14 protein-coding genes are annotated in these 18,595 nt (G+C 68.6%); 8 read left to right on the forward strand and 6 right to left on the reverse strand.

The window, feature by feature from the left end; all coding sequences use genetic code 11:
- The 5 genes from ACWF4Z_RS05660 to ACWF4Z_RS05680 are packed head-to-tail and all read left to right on the forward strand — an operon-like array spanning position 1 to position 5,356.
- Entirely contained in the window at positions 1-1,221 is a 1,221-nt protein-coding gene (locus tag ACWF4Z_RS05660) for an enolase C-terminal domain-like protein (RefSeq protein ID WP_452241755.1), read from the forward strand.
- Positions 1,221-2,327 carry a hypothetical protein gene (locus ACWF4Z_RS05665; RefSeq protein ID WP_452241756.1) on the forward strand — a complete coding sequence of 369 codons (1,107 nt, stop codon included), beginning with the start codon at positions 1,221-1,223 and terminating at the stop codon, positions 2,325-2,327. Before ACWF4Z_RS05660 ends, ACWF4Z_RS05665 begins: the two co-directional genes overlap by 1 nt.
- Complete coding sequence (locus ACWF4Z_RS05670) at positions 2,324-2,974, forward strand: bifunctional 4-hydroxy-2-oxoglutarate aldolase/2-dehydro-3-deoxy-phosphogluconate aldolase (RefSeq protein WP_452241757.1); 651 nt, start codon at positions 2,324-2,326, stop codon at positions 2,972-2,974. Before ACWF4Z_RS05665 ends, ACWF4Z_RS05670 begins: the two co-directional genes overlap by 4 nt.
- 13 nt (positions 2,975-2,987) lie before the next feature.
- Positions 2,988-3,872 carry a 2-hydroxy-3-oxopropionate reductase gene (locus ACWF4Z_RS05675; RefSeq protein WP_452241758.1) on the forward strand — a complete coding sequence of 295 codons (885 nt, stop codon included), beginning with the start codon at positions 2,988-2,990 and terminating at the stop codon, positions 3,870-3,872.
- Positions 3,869-5,356, forward strand: a complete 1,488-nt coding sequence (locus ACWF4Z_RS05680) for a glycosyl hydrolase family 28-related protein (RefSeq protein WP_452241759.1) — start codon at positions 3,869-3,871, stop codon at positions 5,354-5,356. Before ACWF4Z_RS05675 ends, ACWF4Z_RS05680 begins: the two co-directional genes overlap by 4 nt.
- Positions 5,357-5,358: 2 nt before the next feature.
- Here ACWF4Z_RS05680 and ACWF4Z_RS05685 read toward each other — a convergent pair whose 3' ends face one another.
- Positions 5,359-10,854: a hypothetical protein gene (locus ACWF4Z_RS05685; RefSeq protein ID WP_452241760.1), complete on the reverse strand. Its 5,496-nt coding sequence runs from the start codon at positions 10,852-10,854 to the stop codon at positions 5,359-5,361.
- A 202-nt stretch (positions 10,855-11,056) separates the two neighbouring features.
- Here ACWF4Z_RS05685 and ACWF4Z_RS05690 point away from each other — a divergent pair, with 202 nt between their 5' ends.
- Entirely contained in the window at positions 11,057-12,238 is a 1,182-nt protein-coding gene (locus ACWF4Z_RS05690) for an MFS transporter (protein ID WP_452241761.1), read from the forward strand.
- Here ACWF4Z_RS05690 and ACWF4Z_RS05695 read toward each other — a convergent pair.
- Genes ACWF4Z_RS05695 through ACWF4Z_RS05715 form a run of 5 tightly spaced genes read right to left on the reverse strand, consistent with a single transcriptional unit; the run spans position 12,148 to position 16,983 of the window.
- A complete protein-coding gene (locus ACWF4Z_RS05695; RefSeq protein ID WP_452241762.1) occupies positions 12,148-13,011 on the reverse strand; it encodes a helix-turn-helix transcriptional regulator in 864 nt (287 codons plus the stop codon). The two genes, ACWF4Z_RS05690 and ACWF4Z_RS05695, sit on opposite strands and share 91 nt — an antisense overlap.
- Positions 13,012-13,039: 28 nt before the next feature.
- Positions 13,040-13,510, reverse strand: a complete 471-nt coding sequence (locus ACWF4Z_RS05700; protein WP_452241763.1) for a RidA family protein — start codon at positions 13,508-13,510, stop codon at positions 13,040-13,042.
- The gene (locus tag ACWF4Z_RS05705; RefSeq protein WP_452241764.1) at positions 13,507-14,697 is read right to left on the reverse strand and encodes a trans-sulfuration enzyme family protein; all 1,191 of its coding nucleotides are present in this window, start codon (positions 14,695-14,697) and stop codon (positions 13,507-13,509) included. The genes ACWF4Z_RS05700 and ACWF4Z_RS05705 overlap by 4 nt, the downstream gene beginning before the upstream one ends.
- The gene (locus tag ACWF4Z_RS05710) at positions 14,639-15,577 is read right to left on the reverse strand and encodes a carbon-nitrogen hydrolase family protein (protein WP_452241765.1); all 939 of its coding nucleotides are present in this window, start codon (positions 15,575-15,577) and stop codon (positions 14,639-14,641) included. The genes ACWF4Z_RS05705 and ACWF4Z_RS05710 overlap by 59 nt, the downstream gene beginning before the upstream one ends.
- On the reverse strand, positions 15,577-16,983 hold the full coding sequence (locus tag ACWF4Z_RS05715; protein ID WP_452241766.1) for an MFS transporter: 1,407 nt from the start codon (positions 16,981-16,983) through the stop codon (positions 15,577-15,579). The genes ACWF4Z_RS05710 and ACWF4Z_RS05715 overlap by 1 nt, the downstream gene beginning before the upstream one ends.
- An 83-nt stretch (positions 16,984-17,066) precedes the next feature.
- Between ACWF4Z_RS05715 and ACWF4Z_RS05720 the strand changes: the two genes are divergently transcribed.
- Both ACWF4Z_RS05720 and ACWF4Z_RS05725 read left to right on the forward strand, forming a co-directional pair.
- Positions 17,067-17,573, forward strand: a complete 507-nt coding sequence (locus ACWF4Z_RS05720) for an Lrp/AsnC family transcriptional regulator (RefSeq protein WP_452241767.1) — start codon at positions 17,067-17,069, stop codon at positions 17,571-17,573.
- Positions 17,574-17,636: 63 nt separating this feature from the next.
- Positions 17,637-18,593, forward strand: coding sequence for a methylenetetrahydrofolate reductase (locus ACWF4Z_RS05725; protein WP_452241768.1), 957 nt, complete (start codon positions 17,637-17,639; stop codon positions 18,591-18,593).
- Positions 18,594-18,595: the final 2 nt, after the last annotated feature.

Raw genomic sequence — 18,595 nt, forward strand, 5'->3', positions numbered from 1 at the left:
GTGAAAATCGTCGATCTCGTCATCACTCCGCTCGCCTTCGCGGATCCACCGCTGCTGAACTCCACCGGAGTGCACGAGCCGCTCGCGCTGCGCACCGTCGTCCAACTCGTCGTCGACGGAGGTGTCGTCGGCCTCGGCGAAGGGTCCGGCGAACTCGTCGTGATCGACCGGCTGGAGAAGGTCCGTACGGCGATCATCGGGCGTAGCGTGTTCGAGACCGGCATCATCGAGTCGATCGTCTTCTCGATCCTCGGTCCGGACGTCACGCCCGTGCAGAAGCGCAGTGTTTTCTCGATCCTCGAGGTGGCCTGCCTCGATGCCCAGGGCAAACTCCTTGACCTGCCGGTCGTGGACCTGCTGGGTGGCGCGGTCCGTTCGTGGGTTCCGTACAGCGCGTACCTGTTCTACAAGTGGGCCGGTCATCCGGGCGCCGCGACGGACGAGTGGGGCGCGGCGCTCGATCCCGCTGGGCTGGTTGCGCAGGCGCAGCGGATGGTCGAGCTGTTCGGGTTCGGCTCGCTCAAGCTGAAGGGCGGGGTGTTCCCGCCGGAGCAGGAGATCGCCGCGATCCGGGCGCTCGCCGACGCCTTCCCCTCGATGCCGCTGCGGATCGATCCGAACGGCGCCTGGTCGGTCGAGACGTCGAAGTGGGTCGCGAGGGAGCTGAAGGGCGTCCTCGAGTACCTCGAGGATCCGACCCTGACCACGGCGGGGATGTCCGCCGTCGCCGCCGAGGCATCGATGCCGCTGGCAACCAACATGTGCGTGGTCAGTCCCGAGACGGTCCCCGAGGCGGTACGCCGGGACGCGGTGCAGATCATCCTGTCCGACCATCACTACTGGGGTGGACTCCGGCACACGCGCGAGCTCGGCGCAATCTGCGACACCTTCGGCCTCGGCATGTCGATGCACTCCAACTCGCATCTCGGCATCTCGCTCGCCGCGATGACGCACGTGGCCGCGGCGACTCCCAACCTGGCGTACGCCTGCGACACGCACTACCCGTGGAACCGCGCGGACGACGTGGTCACGAAGCCGCTGGAGTTCGTCGGCGGTGCACTGCGGGTGCCGGCCGGTCCCGGGCTCGGCGTCGAGCTGGACGACGCCAAGCTGGCGGAGCTTCACAGTCGGTACGTCGACTCCGGACGGACGACGCGCGACGACACCACGTACATGCGGCTGGTCGAGCCCGGATACGACCCGACACTGCCGAGGTTCTGATGGCGTTCCGGACGGCCGCCTACATCTATCCATGGGACCTCAACGGCGACGACGCGGCGCCCGAGCGACTCGCGAAGCTCGGAGTCGACGCAGTCGTGCTGGCCGCCGCGTACCACTCGGTGCGCGCCGCGACCCCACGGCATCCGCAGCATCGCGTGATGACGGCTGAGTCCGCCGCGCTTTATCTTCCGGTGCGGCCGGATGCGTGGTCGGGGGACGCTCTGGTTCCGGCGTCCGCGGCAGCGTGGGCCGGCGAGGACTCGTTCAACCGTGCGGCCGCCGCGTTGCGTTCGGTCGACCTCCCGGTGCGGGCGTGGGTGGTGTTGACCCACAGCACGGCCGTCGGACTCGCCAATCCCTGGGCTTGCGTGCGGAACGCCTTCGGCGACGTCTACTCCTACGCGCTCTGCCCGAGCAATGCCGCGGTTCGCGAGTACGCCCGCACCTTGGTGGGCGAAGTAGTGCGCGGCTCCGACGTGACGCACCTTGTGCTCGAGGCCTGCGGCCCGCTGGGTGTCAGCCACCTCGGCCATCACGAGAAGACAGCAGGCGCGGACTGGTCGGATACCGATCTCGCACTGCTGTCGATCTGCTTCTGCTCGGCCTGTACGACGTCGCTCGCAACGGCAGGGTTGGACGTCGAGCACCTCGCCGCAGCGGTCCGCGCGGGGGAGCTGCCCGAGGCAGACGTGGTGCTGCAGGTCCGATCCCAAGCTGCCCGAGCCCTTCGGGAAGCTGTGGTCGGCGAGGCCCGAGCCCTCGGCGTCACAGACATTGCGATGCACGCCGTGGCCGACCCGTGGGCAACTGGGCCGGCGTCCGCGGTGACGGGACCGATGGCCGGGGTCGACACCTGCATCGCTCCGGCGTGGGACCTCACCCAGGCCGCGGCGCAACGCGTCCAGGCGCTCCGCGGGGCGGCGCCGCGGTTGGCGGCGTACGTGACCGTGCTGCCACCGGTGCCGCCAGACCCAGAGGTACTCGCGAAGCACTGGCAGACCCTCGTGGAAGCCGGCGCGGACGAGTTGCATCTGTACCACGCGGGGCTGGCGTCCGATCGCCGGCTGGACGCGATCCACCGAACCCTCCAGGAGGCGGGACGATGATTCAGCTGCGCGAGGCTTTGCGGACGCGACCGGTGGTCGCCGTACTGCGGGCGCCCGATGCACACCGGTTCGTCGAAGTCTCCTTCGTACTCGCCGAAGCCGGCATCCCGGCGGTCGAGTTCACGCTCACGTCTGTCGGTGCGATCGGCGCCATCCGACGGGCCCGGGACGAGTTGCCGGCCGGAGTCCTGGTCGGCGCGGGCACCGTGCGCACCGTCGAGCAGGCAAACCGGGCGATCGACGCGGGTGCGTCGTTCCTGGTCAGCCAGCTCACCGACCCGGCCGTGATCGAGGCCGCGCACGTTCGCGGCGTGCCGTTCGTCCCGGGTGCCCTGACTCCGAGCGAGATCGCGCACGCCTGGGCGTACGGCGTACAGGCTGTGAAGGTGTCGCCGATCGGGCCGGTCGGCGGCGTCGAGTACCTCGCCGAGCTGGTCGGTCCGCTGCCTGATGTCCCGCTGCTGCCGACCGGGCGGGTCCTGATCGATGAGGCGGGCGAATATCTCGCGGCCGGGGCGGCCATGGTCGGGGTGAGCCGAGACCTGACGCGGGATGCCTTACTGCCCGGCGGTGACCTGGCCGCGCTCGCGCAGCGCGCCGTCCGCGCGGTCCGGTCCGTTGACAACCACGCCGCCTCCGCGGCCTAGTGACTGGAGCACAATGATTCGGATCGCCTTCATCGGGCTTGGCATCATGGGCCTGCCGATGGCCGTGAACCTGGTCGAGGCCGGGTACGTCGTCCGCGGGTACAACCGCAGTCCGGCCCGGACGTCGCGCCTGGCCGCAGCGGGTGGGGTTGCCGCCGACTCGCCGGCCGACGCGGTCGACGGGGCCGACGTGATCATCACGATGCTTCCGGACTCGCCGGACGTCGAGGCGGTCGTCCTCGGTGCCGACGGGGTGCTGGCCGCAGCCCAGCCGGGCGCACTCCTGATCGACATGAGCTCGATCGCCCCGGCCACCGCGCGTAAGGTCGCCGCGGCTGCTGCAGAAGTGGGCGTACGGGCGCTCGATGCGCCGGTCAGCGGCGGCGAGCAGGGCGCGATCGACGCCGCTCTGTCGATCATGGTCGGCGGTGCGGCCGAAGACGTCGAGGCGGCCCGTCCCGTGCTTTCGGTGCTCGGGGCAACCGTCGTCCACGTCGGATCATCGGGATCCGGACAGCTCGTGAAGGCGGCGAACCAGCTGATCGTCGCCGGTACCATCGAGCTCGTGGCCGAGGCGCTCACCTTCCTCGATGCGTACGACGTCGACCTGGAACCGGCCGTGGCGGTCCTCGCCGGCGGCCTGGCCGGGAACCGGATCCTGGACCGCAAGGCCGCGGGCATGATCCGGCACGAGCTGAAGCCAGGGTTCCGGATCGACCTGCACCACAAGGATCTCGGCATCGTCCTGGACTCGGCCCGCGCGGCCGGGGTGGTGATCCCGGTCGGTGCGATCGTGGCCCAGTTGATGGCGTCGGCGCGCGCTCAGGGGTACGGCGATCTCGACCACTCGGCGTTGATCCTCGGGGTCGAGCAGTTGTCGGGTCGGGCGAAGACGTGAGTGTGCAGAGCTATCCGCTGCCCTCGATCTACCTGGTCTCGGACGACTTCGCCGTCACCGTCGACGGGCACAACTTGCCGGTCACGGCGTTCGCACCCTGCGGCGAGATCGAGTACCACTACGCACATTTCTCCTTCAGCGACAGCGCGACCGTCCAGATCACGACCCGGAATCCGATCACCACGCACCGCGTCAGCCCGCTGGCCTTCGCGCTCCCGGTCGAGGTCAGCGAGAACAGGCTGACGTTCACGCTCGACCGCAGTCGCTACCTGATCGTGAAGATCGACGAGCTGCGTGAGCTGGTCATCGCCGCCGACCCCGCGGAGGTGCTGCCTGAGGGCGAACTCTTCAACGTAGCAACGGATTTCGGCGCCGATCCGACCGGCGTCACCTTGGCCACGAGAGCGATTCAGGCGGCGATCGACGCTGCGCACGCCGCCCGGGGTGGTGTGGTGCTTGTGCCGGCAGGAGTTTTCACCATCGGCAGTATCGTGCTGCGGTCCCACGTACGGCTCTACCTGGCCGGGGGATCGGTGCTTCGGGCAACGGGTGATCCACGCGACTACGAGTTCAAGTTCCGTCACCCCAGTCTGGGCATGGACGGGACCTGGCTGATCTCGACCGAACCGGGTTCGTCCGACATCACCGTCTTCGGGCGCGGCACGATCGACGGGCAGGGCGCGCGCATGCGCGAGTACGGCGGGTTCCTGATCCAATTGCTGGTCCCGGTCGGCACGCGCGGGTTCACTCTCGACGGGGTGATCGGCCGCGACTCCGGGTCCTGGGCGTTTCTGCCGAGCCGATGCTCCGACGTACACATCACGAACTACAAGGGCTTCCAGACCCAGCTCCAGTTCGAGAACGACGTACTCGACATCAACGAGTGCCAGGACGTCACGGTCCGGCACGCGATCGCGATCTGCGAGGACGACCCCTACTCGACGAAGGCCTGGGCCGAGGATGCCGAGATCGGGTTGAGCTGGCCGCAACCGCGGCAGCCGGTGGAGCGGGTCCTGTTCGACGACGTGGTCGCGTGGACCCACTGTGCCGCGTTCAAGGTCGGCAACGGGCATTACTCACGCCAGCGCGACATCACCTATCGCAACGGGTACGTGTACAACGCGACGCGTGCGATCGCCGTGGACCCGTGCTACGGCAGTGAACCGTGCACGGACATCGCTTACGTGGACATCGACATCGAATCCCTCGACCACGATCGCGGAAACCAGAGCTGGCTGCTGATCAACACCCGCGAACGTGGTCTGGGGATCGGGCCGGTCTCCGGCGTACGGATCGAACGCATCAACGTCCGCGATGCCGGCAGCATGAAACCGCTGATTGCCGCAGGCAACCCGGCGGGGGCTATCGACAACGTCGTGCTGCGGGACATCGTGGTTGAAGGAGTCCCGCTGCGTTCGCTCGACCAGCTGGGCACGCCCCTCGGACCGGATGTGAAACCTCCGCTGGTCAGCTACGAGCAGTGAGCTCAGCCGACGCCTAGGCCTGGGTTGCCGGAAACCTTGCGTTGCCAGGTCTCGCGCTCCGGCGCGGTGGCGCCCGGAACCGTGTGGAGCGCCGAGTCGGTCTCGAGCAGCGCCGCGGCTGGGATGCCGCGCTGCTGGAGGGCCGCGACGACCACGCCGGTGAACCGGGCCGTACGGTTGCTTGCCGCGTGCAACGCGCGCAGATCCTCGTGTCCTTCGGCCAGCAGGGCCAGCCGGGGGTGCAAGGTCGCGAACGCGGCCGCGAATCCGTTGTCGTTGCGGCTGGTCATGGTCCCGTCGGGTTTGGCCTTGTACACCTGGCGGGTCCCGTTCGCCGCGCGGATGGTGAGCCGAACGACAACGCCCTCGCGGCGCGCTCGATGGAGTGCGTCGACCATCGGCTGATACGGGTGCTGCTCGTCGGCGAGCACGGTGACCCGGACAGTCGCAGGCTTCGGCGGCCGGGGTGCCTGGGCCGGATCCCAGCCGGTCAATGCGGGCTCTCCAGCCTCCATCCTGGCCCGCATCGCGTCGTACTCGCGGCGGAACATCGTCAGGTACGCCTCGCCCGTCGCGGCGTGATGCAGGGAGTCCGAGCGAGTCACCGTCGGCTTGCCGCGGCGGCTGAGCCGACGGCGTTCGAACTCCAGGTGGTAGTCGACCGTTACCTTGACCGTGACGACCTCGCCGGACTCGTAGACGCCGACCTCGTGCCGTCCGCCGACCGTACTGCTGTCCTTCTCCGCGACCTGCTCGCCCTTGGTCACCGACGCCGTCAGCGCACCGCCGGCGGTGGTTCCGCCGACGGTCGTGGTGGCCGGCCGTGGCCTGTTGCTCTGCGTGGCCAGCTGGCTGGTCTGGATCTCGCGGGTGTTCTCGCCGAGCTGGACTCTGCTCTGGTCGTCGGGATTCGACACGAGTTCCAGCCCGGAAGCCCGCGCTCTGATACGGACCAGGACATCCCGCCGCGGCTGCCCTGGCACCGGCAGCGGGACCAGCTCGTATCCGGCCGGATCGGCCATCTGCCGGAACGCGACGTTCCGGCCGGCGGCGCCGAGCATCGTCGCCAACGTGGTCTTGTGCGTGCGAGCACCGTCGGCGGTGAGTAGATCCCGCCGGCCGAGGCGACGGTAGACAGCCTCGAACAGCGTGTTCACCGCGGTGTCGCCGGTCAGGTACGGCTGCGTGCCTTCGGGCAGATAGTTCGCCGGCAAGGTCGCCGAGCGGTGGTCCTCGACCTCTATCTCCTCTTTCCCTGTCCTTTTGTCCTTGTCCTCAGGGGACGCGGGTCGGACCACGGAGGAGGGGACGAACATGCTCAGCCGGCCGGTCGACTCCCGCCGGGTTGTCTGGCTCGCGCTGCCGCCCGGATCAGTGGACTCCTCGATGTCGACGACCAGTCGGAAGTCCCGCTCGACGCGGGTGGTGTTCAACCAGAACGCCTCGCTGATGCGTGCTCGCACGTCGGCGCTTGCCGAGGAAGCCGTCGTACCGAGGTCGGTGCCGACGCCGACCGACGCACTGGTGCCGCCGGAGCCGGTGGCGCCGACCGTTCCGCCGTACGACGTGGTTGCGGAGGTGCTGCGGCCGTGTTCGCGAAACGCCCACAGCTGAACGAGATTCCAGGCGTCCTCGCGATGATCGGTCGGGTCGCCGCCCTCGACGGTGACGGGTCCGTCGAAGACACACCGGACCCGCACGCGGAGGTTTCGCCGCTTGCCGGACTGGTCGATCGAATACTCGCGGACCAGGCCCTCCGGGTCGAGCATGGTCTCCAGTTGCCCGCGGCCGCGCCGGCCCGCGAAGTCGCCGTTGAGCCCGCTGGTGAGCACCGGGTCAGCGAGCGCAGCCGGATCGTGGCGCTCGATCGCGGCGTACACCTCGCGGAGCAGATCGGTGTCGTTGCCGTCCAGATCCTGCATCGAGGTCCGGTCGACGATCGCCGCACCCATGGTGGTCCGGTAGTGGCGCGGCAGCGTGACCTCGACGCGCTGCCGGATGACGTCTTCGGCCTTGACCAGTACGTCGGTCAGCGTGTCGTCCGGATCCGGCCGCAGGTCGGCCATCGTCCGGAGCTTGTCCGCCAGCCGCTCGGCGGTGTGCGTGACCGCGAGCCCGTCGGTCGCCCCGGCCTTGGCTGTCAGGTATCGCCGGATCAGCCCGATCGCCGTCCGCCGAGGGAGGGTGAGGTTCCCGGTCAGCAGTCGCTCGACCGCATCGGACGTCTTCGCCAGCGGCAGGTCGAGCTTGCCCTGCCCGTACGACCGGAGCGCGTCGCCTTCCGGCACCGTGAGCACGATCGCGCCACCGTTCAGCTCCACCGCGCGGACCTCGCTGCCGTCGGCCCGGAGCTCGGCCGCGAGGACGAGATCACCCCAGAACTGGTAATGCTGCCCGGCCCGGAACAGCGTGCGCTCGACTCCGGTGGTGCTGGTCTCGGTGCTCGCCGCCGAACTGCTGACTGTCTTCGTCGCGCCGAGCGTGCCGCCGAGCGATCCGCCGTCCGCGGCCGCGCCGCCGGTGGCTCCGGTCGTCCGGCTGGTGGTGATGCCTGAGGTACCGCTGACGCTGTCCATGGCGGTGTTGAGGTCGGCGATGACGGGATGGCCGCTGCCGACGTACCGGAGATTCTGGATCCGGTGGGTGACGCTCAGGCTCGACTGACCGGGATTGATGATCAGCCCGGTGCGAAAGGTGGTGTTGAGCAGTTCCGGCCGGGCGACCAGGTTCCGGGTCGCGAGGAAGCCGCTGACGTGGTGCAGCGCGGCGCTGTCGGCGCGGGCCAGTTCGGGGACGGCGTCGATCAGCCGGCTGAGCGGATCCCGGGCGTCGAGGTGCTGAATCGTTGCCGTCTGCAACAGTCCGGGATCGACCAGCTCGGCGACCGAGGTGGCCGGCTCGACCCCACGATCGCAGAACTCACTGTCCAGGCACACCTGGGACCGGCCGCCCACCGTCACCAGCGGCTCGGAGTCGCCGTCCGCGGTGACTTCCGTGATCACGATGGTGTGCGGTACGTCGAACACCGCAACGCGCGCGCTGGACTCGGACATCGACATCCGGTAGGCCGAGTTGGAACGGGCCCAATTGGAGAAGCGGCCGAACGGGGCCTGGCCGTGGCTGGCACCGACCTGCGATGTGCCACCCGCCGGGCCGTCGGTCAGACCGAGTTTGGCCAACCACGGCAGGCTCTTCGCGTCACTGCCGGAGCGGGCCACCGAGTTGACGCCCATGTCGAGGTTGACGACGGTGTCGCTGTCCGTGAGCCCGACCAGCTTGGCCCGGCCAAAGTCCTGCCGGACCGAGATCCGATAGGTGTGGACACTCGGCGGCATCCCGGTGCGATGCCTGGTCAGGTGGAACAGGGCGCCTTCCTGGGTGAGTTGGTCGTAGCCGATCTCGAACCGCGGCTTCGCGAGCTGCCGCCGGGCTCGCTCCAGGTTCTCCGACTGGCTGAGAATCAGAGCCTCGTTCTGACCGGACAGTTCGCTCGGCACTGGTTGTCCGGCAGCAAGTGGTGGGAGCAAAGAGTCGTTGGCCTGGCTGGCGAGGAAGGCCTGCAGAGCGGCGTCGGCGCCCTCGAACTCGCGGATGATGGCTGGTCCCGCGCCGCGCAACTGCCCTGGACCGTCGCCCAGCCAGACCGGCAGGCGAAGATCCTCGTCGGTGTGCTGCGGATCGCCCCGGAGCAGTAGCCGGCCGTCCGCTCCCCGCAGGGGGACGCCGTGCGCATCGCGAAGGAGCGCGCCCGTCGGCACCGGGAGTCCGTAGCGGAACGCGTCCCGCTCGACCATCCGCAGACAGACGTCGCCTTCACCGCGGACGGTGAACGATTGCTCGCGATCCAGCCGATGGATGGTGACCTTGTGCCGCATCCGCAGCTTCATGCCGAGGGTTGGCCCGAGTCGGTGACCGCTCCAGCGAGTGCCTTGATCGGTGGTACTCATGCCGTCGTCACTGCTCGTGGAGCGACCGGCCCGCACTCCCAGACCCACGTCGGCCCCCGTCGTACCGAGGTCGGAAAGGATGTCGCCGGCACCATTCAAGGTCCCGGCGATCGTCTTGGACCTGCTGGTGGTCTGGGCCCCCACAGCGCCGGAGGTGCCGACGCGCCAGAAGTCGATTCTGTGGTCGGGCGAGCTGTCGCTCAGCAGTTCCGCGGATTCCGGCTGTGGGAAGGTTTCCAACTGGGCATAGGCGACCGGCCGGCCACCGCTGGTGATGAGCCGCCACAGTCCGCCCGGCGCAGTGGACTCGTCCAACCTGGTCATCGCGTCCTCGACCAGGAGGCCGCGGAGTCGGTCATGACCGACGCGATCGAGGCCGCCGAGTCCTTGCCGCAATCCGGCAACGGCCTGGTCGCACAGGTCGGCCAGTCCGTCGGCCCGAGTGGCGACGTTCTCCGGCAATGCGGTACGGCGCTCTGCCGACAGCCCGAGCGATTCCAGCGAGACGGTGTCCGCCGGTGGACCGACGGTGTAGGTCTCGCCGTATCCGAGATCGAGGGTGGTCGCATCCTGAGCGTCACCGGTTTCGACGACATGGGTCCGTGACCACGCGTCGCGGGCAGACGAACGGATACGCCAGGTCCAGCGCGGCTTGGTCGAGCGGTAGTGCAGGATCTGGCCGCGGAGCACCTCGACGGCACCGGTGAACATGAACTCGGTCGCACCGCCGCTCGTACTGCGGTGGCGACCGGTGGTGACCTCCGCGCCGGGGGAGGCCAGCACGGACAGCGCCTTGAGCCTGCTGCCGTCCGGCAGCGCCGCCGTCAGGCCCTTGAGGCTCACCCCGGCGGTCACCCCGGTAGCGTCGTTCGCGGCGGTGGTGATGCCGGCCGCGGCCTGAGCCATCTGCCCGACCCACGCCTCATCGAAGCTGACCGGGCTGTCGAGGACCTCCTGCAGTTCACCGGGGTCGAGTGTGAACTCGAGCTGGATCAGGTCGTCGACGTCGGCGCGCGGGTCGTTGCCGACGGTCAGGACAAAACCGTCCGGAGACAGCAGCCGCCGGGTCTCCGCGCGCAGCAAGCCATGCAGGACATCTGGGGTGAAGCGGTACGACGACGTGCGCGCGGCCAGCGCTTTGTTCAGCTCCCTGCACAGGACGGTCAGGTACGGCAATCGGCCCGACGGGAGCGCGTTCTGCTGGACAGTCTTGGCCGGCAGGGTGGCAGCCTCCGCAGCCTTGTAGACCTCGATGTCCGCCCCGGCCACGGCAGCGTTCGCATGCCGCGCGGCGGTCAAGCACGTCTCAGCGATCGTGCAGTGCCGGTCAGCCGACGCGAGCTTGCTGGCTGCACGGAGACGGAGCTTCCGCGCGCGCTCAGCGGCGGCGTCGTCGTGAAGAGCTTCTTGTTCATCGGCCAGCCGGAGCAACTCGGCGGCCGCATCAACCGAGGCCGCCGCGCTCGCAGTCCGATCCCGCGCCCGGCCGACGAGGCGGGCCGCCCCCGCCATCAGATCGCTGACCAGGCGGCCTGGTGACGCAGTCGTCACGCCGGTTTCCCTTCCGTCCAGCCCGCCTGACCCGGATCGTTGACGTTAGCAAGGATCGGTCACCGCTAGTCACGTATCTCAACCAACGAACTAGACTTAACTGTCATTCAGCACGACGAGCGCCCTGCTCAACGAGTGCTCTGATCAAGCGGTCGCGTCAGGTAGTCAACTGCTGAGGGGTAGTAGTTGCGAGGGTTGGCGGGTGACTTCTACTTGTGACTCCGGTTCGCTCGATGCCCCGCCGCTGACCCGAGAGCGCCGCCGGGGGCTCGTGCCGTTGCTCGCTCTTGATCTGGGTATCTGCATGCTGGTCGCGAGCGAGTTTCTGCCGGCCAGCGTGCTGCCTGGGATGGCTGCCGACCTCGGTGTTTCCGAAGGTACGGCCGGGTTGGCGGTCGCTGCCACCGCGGTCGCCGGTGCGCTGACCGCGCCGTCCATCGCCCTGATCGTGCCGCGGGTGGATCGCCGGCGGGTGCTGCTCGGACTGCTCCTGGCCGCCACCGTTGCCGACCTGGCGGTGGCGCTGGCGCCTAGCTTCGTGGTCATGCTGGTGGGACGCCTGCTGCTCGGGATCGCGATCGCCGGCTACTGGTCGTTCGCCTTCGGAGCCGGAGTCCATGCGCTGCCTGGCCGTGAGCGGCTGGTGTCAACCAGCTTGTCGGTCGGGGTGAGCCTGGCCACGATCGTCGCCGTACCGCTGGCATCGATCGGAGCCGACACGGCCGGGTGGCGGCCGGTGTTCGGGGTGGCCGCTGCGTTGACCGGGGTCAGCCTGCTGGTGCTGGCCATGGTGTTTCCATCGGTTCCGGCGCACCCGGCGGCGGGGCTCGCGATGATGCGGAGCGCGCTGCGCAATCCGAGGCTGATCGCGGGTCTGATCCTGATCGTGCTCGCCGTCTTCGGGAACTTCGTCGCCTACCCGTACATCAGGTTGGCGATCATGCGCATCGCACCCGACGGCTCGGCCTGGTTGCTGCTCGCCTGGGGACTGGGCGGGCTGGTGGGGAACGTCCTGGCCGGCGCATTGGCGAAACGATTGACCCTGGCCTCCGCTGCGGCGCCGGTGTTGCTGTCGGCGAGTCTCGTCGTCACGGCGTACGCCGTGGGCGTCCCGTTGCTCGCGGTCGGAGTCGTGGTGTGGGGGATCGCGTTCAGCATGATGCCGGTGACGACTCAGCTGTGGGTCGCCCGAGCCGAACGCGAACACACCGAGTCGGCCATGGGCCTGCAGGTGACGGCCTTCCAGCTCGCGATCACGATCGGCTCAGCGACGGGCGGTGCGCTCGTCGACGGTCACGGTGTCACGGCCGCACTCGTAGCGGGCGCGGTGGTTGCGGCGATCAGCGGCATCGGATTCGCCGTACTGCGTGCGCCGCGGTCGTGACGTAATTCGGCCCGCCAGGACTGCGGGGACAGCCCGTGTTCGGCGGCGAAGGCCCGGCTGAAGGCGGCGATCGAACCGTAGCCGCAGCGCGACGCGACCGCCTCGACCGGCAGCGCCGGATCGGACAGGAGCTCCCGGGCCTCGCCCATCCGGACGTCGCGCAGCATCCGGATCGGGCTGCGCCCAAGGGCCTTCTGGAACCGTGCGTTCAGTGCGGATCGGGACAGGTGCACCAGGCTCGCCAGCGACTCGACGCTCCACTCGCTCGCCGGATCGGCAACCACCGCGTCGAGCACCCGGTTCACCAGCGGATCGCCTTCGTCGCCACTGCCTTCGTCGTTCAGCCAGGAGTCCGTCATCGCGGCGCCGATGAGTTGTCCGTACCCCACTCCGAACGCCGAAGCGCGACACAGACCGTCCAACGGACAGGTCCGGACCAGGTTGGCGACGCCCACGTGCCGCGACCCGAAGTCACGCACCACCAGCGGGCTCGGGATGACGTGCGGAGCGACGACCACGCGGAGATCGGCCACCGCGACCTCGGTTCCGGTGGCACCCTCGACCGTGAACCCGGTCCGTGAATCCAGCCAGACCGCGTCGCCCGGACCCAGTGCGATGGTCCCTAGACCGGTCCGCAGCGTGGCGGCGCCGGTCAGGACCAAGAGCCACAACGGCCCTGGTGCATCCAGCGACGCGCAAGGACCGAGCTCCCGATGCTTGAGCCCGCCCATGTCGTACCGAGCCGTGCGGACCGCGAGATCAGTTTCGCCCATGACTCGGAAACAGTCGCCAGCCATCGCCCTATTCCCGTGCGGCCGCTGTCAGCTCCAGTTCGACCGCGACGCCACCCGGAAGGGAGGCGACGCCCACGGTGGTGCGGGCGTGCCGGCCGGCGGCGTCGAAGAGGTCGATGAGCAGTTCGGACGCGGCATCGGTGACCTTGGGAAGCGGTTCGTAGCCGGGGACGCAGTGGACGTAACCGTTGATCTTGAGGATCCGTTCGAGGTTGTCCAGGCTGCCAAGTGCATGCTCGAGGCTGACCAGACAGCCGAGGACTGCCAGGCGAGCCGCGGCACGGGCCTGATCAAGATCGAGCGTCTCGCCGACGCGGCCGTGGTACTGATGGGCGCCATCGGCGTACGGCGAGTGGCCCGAGACGTAGACCAGCGGTCCGAAGCGTACGGCGGGGAGATATTGGTGCGTTGGTGGTTTCGGTGGCCAGTCGAGGCCCATCGCGGCGAGGCGACGGCGCGCGGTGGAGTTGGCAGTCATGAGGACACCTTTGCCAGAGCTTGGTCGAGGTCGGCGATGAGATCGTCGGGGTGCTCCAGGCCGACGGACAACCGCAGCAGGTCGGCGGCGAGCGTCGTACCGGTGCCGTGGGTGGGGGCGGAGGCCTGGTGCTGGATGAGACTCTCCGGTGCGCCGAAGCTCGTGGCGCGCGTGAACACCTGGACTGCTGCCGCCACGGCGGTTGCGCCGGTGGTGTGGAAGGAGACGATTCCCCCGAAGCCGTCGAGAACCTTGGTAGCCAACGCATGCTGTGGATGATCGGGTAGCCCCGGGTAGTGCACGGCGGAGACCGCTGGGTGCGTTCGGAGGTACTCGGCGATCCGCGCAGCGCCGGCTGCGTGAGCTCGCATCCGAACCGGCAGCGTCTTGAGTCCGCGACGGGTCAGCCAGGACTCGAATGGCGCCAGCCCGGTGCCCTCGACGTACTGCAAGGTCCGAAGTCGGGCCAGCGCGTCGGCGCTCGCGATGGCAACGCCACCAACGACATCGGAATGGCCGGAGATGTACTTCGTCGTCGCGTGCACGACGTAGTCCACGCCGAGCGTCAGCGGCCGTTGGAAGACCGGGGTGACGAAGGTGTTGTCGACGGCGCACAAGGCGCCGTACTCGTGGGCGATTGCGGCGACGGATTCAAGGTCGGTGACCTTGAGCAGTGGGTTGGACAGGGTCTCGGTCCAGATCAGCCGGGTGTTCGGTCGTACCGCTGACCTGACCGCGTCCAGGTCGGTCATGTCGACCGTGCTGAAGGACACACCCCAGCGCGCCAGGCTCAGGTCGAGCAGACGTCGCGTGCCTTGATAAGCGTCGTCCGGTATCAACACATGCCCACCCGCGCCAACGGTCTCGAGTACGGCGGCGATCGCGGTCGATCCCGCGGCATAGGCGACAGCGTCCTCCCCGGCTTCGAGTACGGCGAGCGCCCGTTCCAGACTGTGCAGGTTGGGGTTACCGGCCTTGCCGTAGTGGTATCCGCGGCTGTGGCCACCGTCGGGATCGCGCTCGAAGGTCACCGACAAGGTGATCGGCTCGATCACCGCACCGGTGTGCGGGTCGACCTGGGTCCCGGCGTGGACGGCTTGCGTGTCGATGCTCGCCACTGTCGTCAGCTCAATCCGCGAAGTGGGCCGCTGCTCGGCGGCTCCGATCGACGGTGACGTCGAAGACATCCGGACGGCTGTAGTGGCCGGTCGGATCGAGGGTTTGACGGGCCTCGCGGACGGCGCCGAGTTCGATGTCGGCGGCAACTATCCGCTCGTCGTCGGCAACCGGTTCGACCAGCCAGCTGCCATCCGGTGCGGCGATCGCAGACCCGCCCCGGCGCAGGGTCGCGGGCGCGGTCTCGGCGAGTACGTCGTACAGCGGGAAGTCTTTCGGTACGTCGTCCAGCGACAGCAGACCGTTCGCCGCCAGGGACCACACCCGGCCTTCGAGCGCGATGAAACGGGCGATGTCCGTGGTGTTCTGCGGGTTTCCCGGCCAGACGCTGACGTGGATGTCTTCGCCGTCGGCGTACAGGGCGTGTCGGGCCAGCGGCATCCAGTTCTCCCAGCAGTTCAGCCCGCCGACCCGGGCGTTGCCGACCTGGTGGGTGCGCAGGCCGTGGCCGTCACCCGGTCCCCAGATCAGCCTCTCCTCGAAGGTGGGGACGAGCTTGCGATGCGTGCCCACAATCCCTGCTGCTGGGTCGATCCAGACCATCGTGCTGAAGACCGTGCCGGTCGCCGATCGGGTGCCTCGCTCGGCAACGCCGACGCAGACGAAGACCCCGAGGTCGCGCGCGGCCTCGACGATCTGAGCCAGCTCCGGCCCGTCCACGGTCACCGCGGCCTCGAGGTACGCGGCGTACGCCTTCTGCTGGGCGGTGTCACCGAAATGGGAGCCGTTGGTGAACTCCAGCCAGAACGGGTAGCCGGCCAGGAAGGTCTCGGGGAACGCGAGAAGCTCGACCTGGTCAGCCGCGGCGTTCTCGATCCACTGCACGACCTTCTTCGTGGTCGCGGTTGCATCCAACCAGACCGGCCGGGCCTGAGCTGCTGCGATACGCATCAATGGTCTCCTCGTTCTCGGAAGGTGATGAGGCTCGCGGTGGCGAGCACCCCGACGGTGATGGCGCCGTACAGCGTGATCGCGCCGAACCCGCGCGCGATTGCGTCGGGGCCTAGGGTGCCCGCCGCGTCGAGCCCCGGGAACGCGTTCAGCAGGATCCCCATCACGGAGATGTTGATGGCCAGCGTCACCAGCCGGGCGCTCATGTCGATACCCGACGCCATCCCCGACCGATTGCTCGGTACGGACGCCGTGGTCGTGTTGGTGACCGGAGTCGAGGTGAGCCCGAGACCGATGCCGCTCAGCAGCAGGCCCGGCAGGACGGTGACCCAGTTCGCGTTCGGGGCGCGGCTTCCGGCGTACAGGAGGAGGAAGCCGGCGCCGATGACGTACAGGCCGAGCGGGATGATCTTTGCGGGCCGGTACTTCAGCGACAGCCGCTCGGCGATCGGTGGCAGCACCAGCGTGGGCAGGGTGTACGCGAGCAGGACCACCGCAGCTGCACCGACGCCGTAGCGCAGCCCGTGCTGCAGATAGATCGGCAAGTAGATGATCAGCGGCCAGAAGCTGAAATTCATCCCGATGCAGCCGAGCAAGGCGCCGGAGAACGCGCGGATCCGGAACAGCGAGAACTGGAACATCGCCTGCGGTCCGGTCTTCTCCACCACGACGAAGGCGGCAGCCAGCGCGACGGTCAGCCCGAGAATCACCAGCTCGATCACGCTGCCGAACCCGAGGCTCGGACCCTGGGTGATGTAGAAGGCCAGCCCCAGGACGGCGAGGCCGAGCGTCGCCATCCCGCGGATGTCCAACCGCCCGGCCTCGGGGTCGCGGGACTCGCGAACGCCGAGCACCACCAGCACAAAGGTGACTGCGGCAACGAATACATGAACGAGGAAAACCCAGCGCCAGGTCAGGATCGCGACCAGACCAGCGCCGACGACAGGACCGAAGCCCAGTCCGAAACCGAAGGCGAGACCCCATGTCCCGAAGGCCCGCGCCCGCTGCCGGCCGTCCTGGAACTGGTGCGAGAGGATCGCCACGTGGCAGATCAGCATCGCGCCACCACTCAGCCCTTGCAGTGCCCGGCCGAGGATCAGTACGCCGGTACTCGCGGCCAGCCCGCACACCAGCGAGGTGATGCCGAAGGCGACCACGGTGATCGCGAACACCCGCTTGCGGCCGAACCGGTCGGCCACCACACCGGTCGCGACCAGGACGGCGACGCAGGCGATGGTGTAGGCGTTCATGATCCATTGCAGGTCGGCGAAGTCACCGTGCAGGACACTGCCGATGGTCGGCAGGATCACCGGAACGCTGGAGATCTCCAGGGCGAACATGAGCCCGGCCAGGCAGATCGCGCCCAGGGCCATCCGGTCCCGGACGTGGGTGGTCGCAGTAGTCACGGTGACGATGATCTCCGGGCAAGTACCCGTGGTGGAACGAGAATCCACCGGCATCACCGGCCCGACGGCGTGGAATCGAGGCTATGCTCGCAGCTGTGCCGGTGAATCAACGAGCAGCGCTGGACGCCACGGACAACGCCATCCTGCAGCTCCTCCAGCAGGACGGGCGGATGACCACTGCCGAGCTCGCACGGGCGATCTCGATGTCCCCCTCGTCCACCGCGGACCGGGTCCGGCGGCTCACCGATCTTGGGGTCCTGCAGGGGTACCGCGCCCTCGTCGACCCGGTCGCGCTCGGCTACCCGTTGACGGCGTTCGTCCGGCTCCGGATGGCCACCCCGGCCGGCAAGGCGTTCTACGACTTGCTGGATGCCATGCCCCAGGTCCTCGAAGCGCACTACGTCACCGGCGAGGACTGCTTCCTGCTCAAGCTGATTGCCCGCTCGATGCCCGACCTCGAGCACCTGACCGGCAAGTTCCTCACCTTCGGCCTGGTCACCACCAGCCTCGCCTACAGCAGCCCGGTCCGCGATCGCCCGCTGCCACCCAGCGCCGACGACGATCCGGAGCGAGTAGCGCGAGACGGGTGACCGGTATCACCGGGGCGTTAGCGTGCTCTTTCTAGTTCAGACCAACGTGCCGAGGAGAGACGTTTGAACATCTTGTCCGCTGCTGCGGATGGCGCTGGGCGTCCGCGGCTCTCGACGATGCTCGAGAGCGGGCGTCGTACGGAGTTGTTGTTCTACGGGATGACTCCGCCGCGGCGGTCGATCGAGGGGGAGGCGCTCGAGCGGTTCGCCGCGGTGACCAGGACGCGGTTGCAGCAGCTCGACATCGATGCGTTGATCCTTTACGACATCGACGACGAGGCGCAGCGGACGCCCGACGAGCGGCCGTTCCCGTTCAGCCCGACGATGGATCCGGCGGAGTTCCTCGCCGACCAGTTGGCGTGGTGGGACCGGCCGACGATCATCTACCGCGCGGTCGGCAAGTACAGCCCGGCCGAGCTGGATTCCTGGGTACGCCGGTCCACCGCGGGCATCGGCACGGTCATGGTCGGCGCCGCGACGAGTGCTGCGGACATGAAGACGAGCCTGCCGACGGCGTACGACCTGTGGCAGCGCTGCGGATCGGTGCTGCCGCTCGGGGGTGTGACGATTCCCGAGCGGCACGCGTCCCGGCTCGATGAACACCACCGGCTGCTGCGCAAGCAGCAGAGCGGTTGCTCGTTCTTCGTCACCCAGATCATCTACGACGTCGGCGCGGCGATGGACCTCGCGTCGGACTACCTCTACCTGTGCCGCGCGGAGGGAGTCGAGCCGGTCCCGATCGTGTTCACGTTGTCGATCTGCGGTTCGGTGAAGACGCTGGAATTCCTTGCCTGGCTCGGCGTCAAGGTACCGCGCTGGCTCCGCAACGAGCTGACGCACGCCAGCGACCCGGTCGCCGACTCGTCCGCGCACTGTGTCAGCATCGCGCGGACATTGTCGGCGTTCTGCCGCGACCGCGGCCTGCCGTTCGGCTTCAACGTCGAGAGCGTCTCGACCCGCCGGGTGGAGAACGACGCCAGCGTCGAGCTCGTCAAGGAGCTGCGCACCGTCGTCGGTTGACC

It is taken from the genome of Kribbella sp. NPDC055071, from assembly GCF_053608045.1.